We start from the raw sequence: 8,246 nt of genomic DNA, 5'->3' as shown, positions 1-8,246 counted from the left end.
TCGACGGGACCGCGGGGGGCCGGGACCCCGGGCGCGGGTTCTGCGGGAACAGCCGTGGCCACCCCCGCCGTCTCCGGTGTCATCGCCGCACCTCCTCGGGGGCCAGCGGCCGGGCCGTCGGCAGGGCGTCGTGGGCGTGGAGGAAGGCAGTGACCGCGCGGTCCCAGGAGAAGACCTCCGCACGCGTGCGTGCGGCCCGCCGGCGGGCGCTCTCCGGGGCCGCGAGGAGATCCCGTACCCCGGCGGCGAAGGCGGCCGGGGCGTCGGCGGCGGAGGCCCCCGCCGTGCCCACGACCTCGGGCAGGGCGGAGGAGGCGCTGACCACGACGGGGGTCCCGCAGGCGAGGGCCTCCAGGGCGGAGAGCCCGAACGTCTCCGCCGGCCCGGGTGCCAGACACACGTCGGCCGCCGCCTGGAGGTCCGCCAGGGCCTCCGGATCGGCCACGTGTCCGAGGAACCTCACCGGGAGGCGCCGCTCGCGCGCCCGGCGCTCCAGGGCGCCCCTCAGGGGCCCGTCTCCCGCGACCACGAGCGCCGCCGCGGTCCCGTCCGCCCGCAGCTCCTCCAGGGCGTCCAGGGCCCTGCCCGGCCGCTTCTCGACCGAGAGCCGCGAGCACAGCAGGAGCAGCACCCGCTCCCCGTCGGCGTACCGGGCCCGCAGCGCGGCGCTGCGGCGGCCGGGCCGGCAGCGCTCCAGGTCCACGCCGAGCGGGGCCCGCACGACGTTGCGCGCCCCGATCCGTACGAACTCGCGCTCCGCCCACTCCGTCGTGCACACGATCCGCGCGAAGGCCCACGCCGTGCGGCGGTTGAGCCGGTCCGCCGCGCGGGCCGCGAGCGCGGGCGGCACGCCCCAGGTGCGCAGCACCCCGTCGGCGGTCTCGTGGGAGACCATGACCGACGGCACGCGCGCGCGTCGCGCCCACTCCCCCGTCCACCGCAGGGTGGTGCGGTCCGAGACCTCGATCCGGTCGGGGGCGAGTTCGTCGAGGAGCCGGCGGACCCGGCGCCGGTCGGCGAGGACCCGGTAGCCACCGGTGCCGGGCAGGACGGGGCCGGGGAGAGTGATGATCCGGCCCTGCCCGGTGTGGTGGTCGCTCGCGACCTCGCCGGGGACGACGAGGACGGGTTCGTGGCCGGCGGCCAGGTAGCCGCGGCCGAGCCGGTCGAGGGCGGTGCGCAGGCCGCCCGAGGTGGGGGTCACGAAGTTCGCGAGCCGCACGATCCGGAGTCCGGCGCCGTCCCCCGTACCGGGGACGCCCGCGCGTGCGCCGTTCATGCCGCCACCGCCGCGCGCTCGCGCAGCACCTCCAGGTAGTGGCCGATCAGCTCGTCGCCGAGCGCCTCCCAGGTGCGTCCCCCGACGGCGGCCCGGCCGGCCCGGCCGTACTCGGCGCGCGTCCCGGGGTCGGCGGCGAGCGCGGCGACGGCCTCGCGGAGCGCGTCCGGATCGCCCGGGGGTACGAGGAGCCCGGTGCGCCCGTGGTCGACCAGGTCCAGGGGGCCGCCGGCCGCCGGGGCGACGACGGGGACACCGCTCGCCATGGCTTCCTGGACGGTCTGGCAGAAGGTCTCGTGCGGGCCGGTGTGGGCGAAGACGTCGAGCGAGGCGAAGATCCGGGCGAGGCCGGCGCCGGTGCGGCGGCCCAGGAACCGGGCGCCCGGCAGGGCGGCGCGCAGGGCGGGCCCGCTCGGCCCGTCCCCGACGACCACGACCCGGACGCCGGGGAGCGCGCAGGCTCCGGCGAGCAGGTCCACCCGCTTCTCGGGGGCGAGGCGGCCCACGTAGCCGACGAGGAGTTCCCCGTCGGGGGCGAGCTCACGGCGGAGGGCGGTGTCGCGCAGCTCGGGGCGGAAGCGGACGGTGTCCACACCGCGTCCCCAGAGCCGGATGCGGCCGATGCCGTGGGCCTCCAGGTCGCGTACGGCGGCGGAGGACGGGGCGAGGGTGCGGTCGGCGGCGCCGTGCACGGCGCGGAGGCGGCGCCAGGCGGCGCCCTCGCCGGTCCCGACGTACGTGCGCGCGTAGCCGGCGAGGTCGGTCTGGTAGACGGCGACGGCGGGTATGCCGAGCCGGGCGGCGGCGGTCATCCCCCGGACGCCGAGGACGAACGGCCCGGCGAGGTGGACGAGGTCGGCGCGGTGGGCGGCGATGGCGGCGGCGACCCTGCGGCTGGGCAGGGCGACCCGTACCTGCGGGTAGCCGGGCAGGGGCAGGGAGGGCACCCGGACGACGGCGCAGGGGGCGTCGGCGTCCGCGGCCGGGTCGGCGACGGCGGGGGCGATGACGAGCGGGGTGTGTCCCCGCCGGACGAGGTGGCGCGCGGTCTGCAGGGCGCAGTGCGCCACACCGTTGACGTCGGGAGGGAAGGATTCGGTGACGATGACGACACGCATACGGGTGTTGTCGTCGCGTCCGGCGTGTACCTGCCGACGTGGATCTGAAGGGGGAGGGAACGTCCCATGAGCGTTTCCCCTGGAGCCGGGAGAACACGCCGGTGGAGCCGGGAAGGACGCCCCGGCCCCCGGGGCGGGGCCACGGTCGGCGGGGTTTCCGCCGCAGGCCGCGCCGTCCCGGGGGCCGGGCGGCGGGTGGCTCGGGGCGCGAGGTCGGGCCGGGAGGGGTTGGCCGGACCTGTCGCCGCCCCGGAGCCGGGGTCAGACCTGGAGGTCCGGCCCTATCCGGTTGCGTACCGCCGTCTGGACCTCGACCTCTTCGGCGGGGTCCGCGGCGAGGCGGCGCAATCGTTCGGCGACGCGCACGTCACCGGTCTCGGCGTGCTGGGCCGCGACCTCGCGGGTGGTCTCCTCGCAGTCCCAGAGGCATTCGACGGCGAAGCCGGTCGCGAAGGTGGGGTCGGTGGTGGCGAGGGCGCACGCCACGCGGCCGCGCAGCTGGGAGGAGGTCGTCTCGCGGTAGACGTGGCGCAGCACGGGGGCCGCGCAGGCGATGCCGAGGCGTCCGGCGCCGTCGACGAGGCAGGCGAGCTCGGGGGCGTCGGGGCCCGCGGAGCGCACGGTGCCGCGCAGGGCGCCGAGGACGAGGGGGGCGTCCTGGGCGGTGCCGCGGCAGGCGAGGACCTCGGCGGCGGCGGTGCCGAGGGCGTCGGTGCGCCGGACCCACGCGCGGGCGCGGGCGACGGCGTCGTCGCCGCACATCCGCCGGTAGGCGGCGACGGCGGCGTCGGCGACCTCGCGGGAGTCGCCGTCGGCCGCGGCCTCGACGAGGTCGAGGACGGCGGGGTCCCGTGACTCGGCGAGGTGGTGCAGGGCGGCACCGCGGGCTCCCGGCGCGCCGTGCCGGGCGGCGGCGAGGAGCTCGGGCCGGTCCTCGGGCCCGGCGACGGCGGTCAGGCAGCGGGCGGCGGGGCCGTACAGCACGGCTCCGCGCTCGTACCCCTCCTGCGCCCAGTCGAGGACGGCCTTGACGCTCCAGCCGGGGCGGGGCCCGGCGGGGCGCATCTGGCGCTGCCAGCGGTCGAAGGAGCCCTGTTCCCTGGCGGCCCTGACGCGGGCGCCGACGGCCTCGCGCGGGTCCTCGGCCCACAGCCGCCAGGGGCGGGGCTCGAAGGCGTCGCGGACGGTGCGCGCCAGCTCGGCGTCGCCCTCCGCGTCGGCCGGGAAGCGGGCCAGTACGGGCAGGGCGAGCGCGCGGAGTCCGGCGTCGTCGTCGCGGAGCGCGAGCTCGTCGAGGGCCCAGGCCCAGTTGGCGCCGGTCGCCGCGTACCGCCGGAGCAGCAGCAGGGCGTCCTGGCGTCCGTAGGACGCGAGGTGCCCGAGGACGGCGAGCGCGAGCCCGGTCCTGGACTCCTCGGTGTCGAGGTGGTCCTCGGCGTCGAAGAGGTGCGCCTCGATCTGCTCCAGGCCTCCGTGGAGGTCCAGGTAGAGACGGGCGTAGTAGAGGGAGCGGTTCTCGACCTGCCAGTCGTGGCGGGGGTCGTCGAGAACGCAGTGGTTGAGGGCCGCGAGGGCCTCGGCGCGTGGCGCGGCGAGGGCGTGCAGGGTGCCGTCGCCGCGGCCCCGCTGCAGCAGGCCGAGCAGGGTGCCGCTCGGCGCTATGACTGGATCGAACATGGAAGACGCCTCACATCAAGCTGTCGACACGACCGGGGGATACCGGGGAGAGCCCGGTCGGGCGGTAGTACATCGCCCGTACGCCTAGGCCGTGCGGCAACATTCGGGGCCGCCCGTCGTCGTGATTCGCCTGCCAGTGACCATCTTCCTCAGCCTCTCGTCGGTGGCCCGTTTTGCCGGGCCCGACGTCATGATGACCCACCCATTTCGCCACCGCGACCACATTTACGACCCCGCTCCCACCTGGGGTTCAGCCGCCGTTCACCTGGCGCCGAAGAGTTCCAGGAGTTCGGTCTTGCCGAACATGCGGGCGGTGTCGAGCGCGGACGGAGTCCCTGCCTCCGGATTTGCGCCGGCGGCGAGGAGGGCGCGGACGACGGCGTCCTCGCCCTTGAAGACGGCTCCGGCGAGCGGGGTCTGGCCGCGGTCGTTGGCGCGGTCGGCCTCGGCGCCGCGCTCCAGGAGGGCGGTGACCGCGGCGGCGTGACCGTGGTAGGCGGCGAGCATGACGAGGGTGTCGCCCTTGTCGTTGGTGAGGTTCGCGGGGACGCCCGCGTCGAGGTAGGCGGCCAGGGCGTCGGCGTCACCCGTGCGTGCGAGGTCGAAGACCTTGGACGCCAGCTCGATGACCTCGGGGTCCGGAGTCTCGCTCATCGGGTGGACCGCCTCTCTCCTGCGTTGTCGACCTGTGCACGGCAAGCGCGGCCGTACGAGTGAATCGACAGGGTACTGCCCGCCCGGCGACATGACCGCGCCCGACCGAGGCAAAGATCACGTCATCCCGCCCGGGGCCCGTCTCTAGCGCACGCCGGGTTTTTCGCCACCCGGCGCGGCGTTCGGCGTCCGCCGGTCAAGTGAAATCACCCGTTTTTCACCTGAATGCACCTTTAGTCACATAGATACTTGCTGTGAATCTGGAAGGACTCATGGTGACTGTCCCCTCAACCAGGAGAACAACCAATGATCCTGTCCATCTCAGGCGTGGTCCTGCTCGGCATCATCTGCTTCCTGTTCTTCAAGAAGGACGGGATGAAGGCCTCGCACGCCCTCGTCAGCGCGCTGTTCGGCTTCTACCTCGCGGGCACCGCCATCGCCCCGAGCATCACGGCGGGTGGGCAGAGCCTCGCCGGCCTCCTGGGCGGGATCAAGTTCTGACGCCCTTCAGTCCCTTCCACCGATTCAGGAGTACTTCGTGGCCCGGCGACCACTCCCCCGCATTCTGAGCAGCGGCAGCGCACAGATCGCTCGTAGCCGAGAGATCGCGCGCTCGGCCGCCGACAGCGCCACCGACGTGCTCCATCCCCTGATCACGATCTCCCGTGGTCTGCGGAAACTGGCCGCGACAGCGCGCGCCAAGTGGGCCGCGACCCCGAAGGAGCGGCGTGGTCCCACGCTGCTCCTGGTCGCGGCCTGCGTCCTGGTCGTCGCCCTCATGCCGTACGGGCCGCTCCTCGCGCTCGTCGTGCTCATGGCCGCGGCCGCGTGGAAGGGACGTGAACGCCCGGTCGTGAAGACCGGGCCCGACGACGCGGAGATCGCCCGGCTCAAGGGCCTGTACGAGGCCCTCGTGCCGTACTTCTCCGTCCCCGACGACCCCTCCCCGCTCTTCGCCCACGGCGGCGACTGGAGCGGTGCCTTCGCCGAGTACGCCTTCGACGAGGACGGCCGGCTCACCCGGCTGCGGATCGCCTATCCCCCCTATTTCACCGACGGCGAGCCCGCCGCACGCGCGCGCATCGAGCAACTGCTGCACGCCAAGTCGGGGCGCGGCCGCGAGTACCTCTTCGACTGGGACGAGGAGGACAACCGGCTCGTCATGAGCGTGCTGCCCGCCCTGCCCACCACCATCGCCGCCCAGCGCTTCGTCACGGTGCCGGGCGAGACCGTCCTCGGCTTCACCGACGCCGACGCCGTGCAGCGGACCGTGCCCGTCGTCTCGGCGGACGGCACGGAGGACGCGCCGGCCGTCGTCTGGCGCACCGGTCCCCGCTCCACCGAGCCGCATCTGCTCGCCGTCGGCCAGCCCGGCAGCGGCACCACCTCGCTGCTGCGCTCGATCGCCCTCCAGGCCCTCCCCCACGGCGACGTGCTGATCGTCGAGGGCGGCGGCACCGGCGAGTACGCGTGCCTGGCCGGCCGTGCCGGCGTCCTCGCGGTCGAGTGCGGGCTCTCCGGCGCCCTCGCCACCCTGGAGTGGGCGGCGCACGAGACGGAGCGGCGGCTGATCGCCGCGAACCGGGCCCGGCAGGCGGGCCTTCCCGCGCCGGAGGACACCCGCCGTCCGCTGTGGATCCTGCTCGACCGGCCGGGCGTCCTCGGCCACCTGGCCGCAGCCGACGGCCGCCCCGACCCGCAGGAGCTGCTCCAGGTGCCGCTGCGGCACGGGCGCGCGGCGCACGTGACGGTGGTGGTGGCCGAGCAGTTCGACAGCGTGGACACGCTGAGCGAGGCGGTACGGACCCACACCCGGGCCCGGATCGTCCTCGGCCCCGCCACCGCGGAGCAGATCACGGCCGTCCTCGGCGCCCAGCCGCACACCACGCCGACGCCCGAGGTCCCGGCGGGCCGCGGCTACGCGCGCCTGGGCACCGGTCCGGTCCTGCGGCTCCAGGTGCCGGCGACGCCCGACCCGTACGACGACGCGACGAGCGAGGCGCACCGCCGGGCGGTCCTCGACCTCCTCCCGGAGCGCTCGGAGATCGCGGCCCCGGCCGCACCCACGACCCCGCCGGCGATCACGGTCAAGACTCCGGTCACCGCCACCGCCCCGGACACGGTCACCGTCAAGACCCCGGCCCCGGTCGCCGTCACCGCCCCGGCCGCGCTCACCGCCCCGGACACGGTCGCGCTCCCGGTCGCCGCGGTCGAGGCGGCCCCCGAACCGGCCCCGGCGCCCCGCGCCGAACCGGACCCCGGCCCGGCCCCGTTCCACGCCCCGGTCCCCGCGGAGGGCTGAGACCGGCTGCACACGTACGGAGGGTCCCCACGCGCGCGCGTGGGGACCCTCCGTACGTGTCCGCGTGACCGGGCTACGCCACGAACGACCTCGGCGGTTCCGCTCCCCCGCTGCCGAGGCCGGACTCGACCAGGCGGGCCGCGGCGGCAAGGCGGGCGGCCGCCTCGTCGGCGACCGGGCCGCCGACCGTGAAGGGCAGCCGGACGAAGCCCTCGAAGGCGCCGTCGACGCCGAAGCGGGGCCCGGAGGGGACGCGGACGCCGACCCGCTCCCCCGCCTCGGCGAGCCGGGAGCCGGAGAGGCCGCCGGTCCGGACCCAGAGGGTCAGACCACCGCGCGGGACCGAGAACTCCCAGTCCGGGAGCTCCCGGCGGACGGCGGCGACGAGCGCGTCCCGGTTCTCCCTGGCCTGCTCGCGGCGGAGACTCACGGCCTCCTCCCAGCCACCCGTCCGCATGAGCCAGTTCACGCCGAGCTGCTCCAGGACGGGGGTGCCGAGGTCGGCGTACGCGCGCGCGGCCACCAGGGAACGGATGACGTCGGGCGCGGCCCGGACCCAGCCGATCCGCATGCCCGCCCAGAAGGCCTTGCTGGCCGAGCCGACGGTGAGGACGGTGGCGCCCGCCGGGTCGAAGGCGCAGACCGGCCGGGGCATCTCCAGGCCCTCGTCCAGGTGCAGCTCGGCCATGGTCTCGTCGACGACGAGCACCGTGCCGGCCGAGCGGGCCGCCTCGACGAGCTGCCGCCGCTGGTCCTCGTCGGCGAGCGCGCCGGTCGGGTTGTGGAAGTCGGCGACGACGTACGCGAGGCGGGGCGCCGCGTCCCGCAGCACCTGCCGCCAGCGCGGCAGGTCCCAGCTGCCGAGACCCTCCGCCATGGCGACGGGCACGAGCCGGGCGCCCGCCGAGCGCATCAGCTGGAGGATGTTGGCGTACGAGGGCGACTCGACGGCGATCCGCTCGCCGCGCCCCGCGAAGAGGTGGCAGATGGCGTCGATGGCGCCCATGGCGCCGGTCGTGACCATGATCTGCTCGGGCATGGTGGGGATCCCGCGCGCGGTGTACCGGTCAGCGAGCATCTGCCGCAGCGCGGGCAGCCCGGCCGGGTAGTCCCCGTGCGTGTGGGCGTACGGCGGCAGCTCCTCCAGGGCGCCCTGGCTCATCCGGGGCGTCTACGACGCCGCGGACGAGCTGCCGCCGTACGCCCACACGCACGG

At 75.8% G+C, this 8,246-nt stretch carries 6 protein-coding genes and 1 pseudogene; 2 read left to right on the top strand and 5 right to left on the bottom strand.

Annotated elements, in window-relative coordinates:
• Positions 1-79: 79 nt before the first annotated feature.
• The 4 genes from CCN56_RS35190 to CCN56_RS35175 form a co-directional block, all read right to left on the bottom strand.
• Positions 80-1,279 (bottom strand): glycosyltransferase, encoded by a 1,200-nt coding sequence (locus CCN56_RS35190; protein WP_086831847.1) that lies wholly within the window; start codon positions 1,277-1,279, stop codon positions 80-82.
• Complete coding sequence (locus CCN56_RS35185) at positions 1,276-2,397, bottom strand: glycosyltransferase family 1 protein (RefSeq protein ID WP_086831846.1); 1,122 nt, start codon at positions 2,395-2,397, stop codon at positions 1,276-1,278. The genes CCN56_RS35190 and CCN56_RS35185 overlap by 4 nt, the downstream gene beginning before the upstream one ends.
• A gap of 261 nt (positions 2,398-2,658) precedes the next feature.
• Positions 2,659-4,074: a HEAT repeat domain-containing protein gene (locus tag CCN56_RS35180; RefSeq protein WP_086831845.1), complete on the bottom strand. Its 1,416-nt coding sequence runs from the start codon at positions 4,072-4,074 to the stop codon at positions 2,659-2,661.
• 261 nt (positions 4,075-4,335) lie between these two features.
• On the bottom strand, positions 4,336-4,728 hold the full coding sequence (locus CCN56_RS35175) for an ankyrin repeat domain-containing protein (RefSeq protein ID WP_041128185.1): 393 nt from the start codon (positions 4,726-4,728) through the stop codon (positions 4,336-4,338).
• A 306-nt stretch (positions 4,729-5,034) separates the two neighbouring features.
• Here CCN56_RS35175 and CCN56_RS35170 point away from each other — a divergent pair, with 306 nt between their 5' ends.
• On the top strand, positions 5,035-5,229 hold the full coding sequence (locus tag CCN56_RS35170; RefSeq protein WP_015032212.1) for a hypothetical protein: 195 nt from the start codon (positions 5,035-5,037) through the stop codon (positions 5,227-5,229).
• Positions 5,230-5,266: 37 nt separating this feature from the next.
• Complete coding sequence (locus CCN56_RS35165; RefSeq protein WP_086831844.1) at positions 5,267-7,030, top strand: hypothetical protein; 1,764 nt, start codon at positions 5,267-5,269, stop codon at positions 7,028-7,030.
• A gap of 73 nt (positions 7,031-7,103) precedes the next feature.
• On the opposite strand, the pseudogene CCN56_RS35160 reads toward CCN56_RS35165, so the two are convergent.
• Positions 7,104-8,195, bottom strand: a pseudogene (locus tag CCN56_RS35160) (PLP-dependent aminotransferase family protein); the annotation flags it as partial.
• Positions 8,196-8,246: the final 51 nt, after the last annotated feature.

The organism is Streptomyces sp. NRRL B-24572, assembly GCF_002156145.1.
Classification (GTDB): domain Bacteria; phylum Actinomycetota; class Actinomycetes; order Streptomycetales; family Streptomycetaceae; genus Streptomyces; species Streptomyces vietnamensis.
Note: the sequence above shows the minus strand (reverse complement) of the source record. Positions and strands in the feature narration are given on the sequence as shown.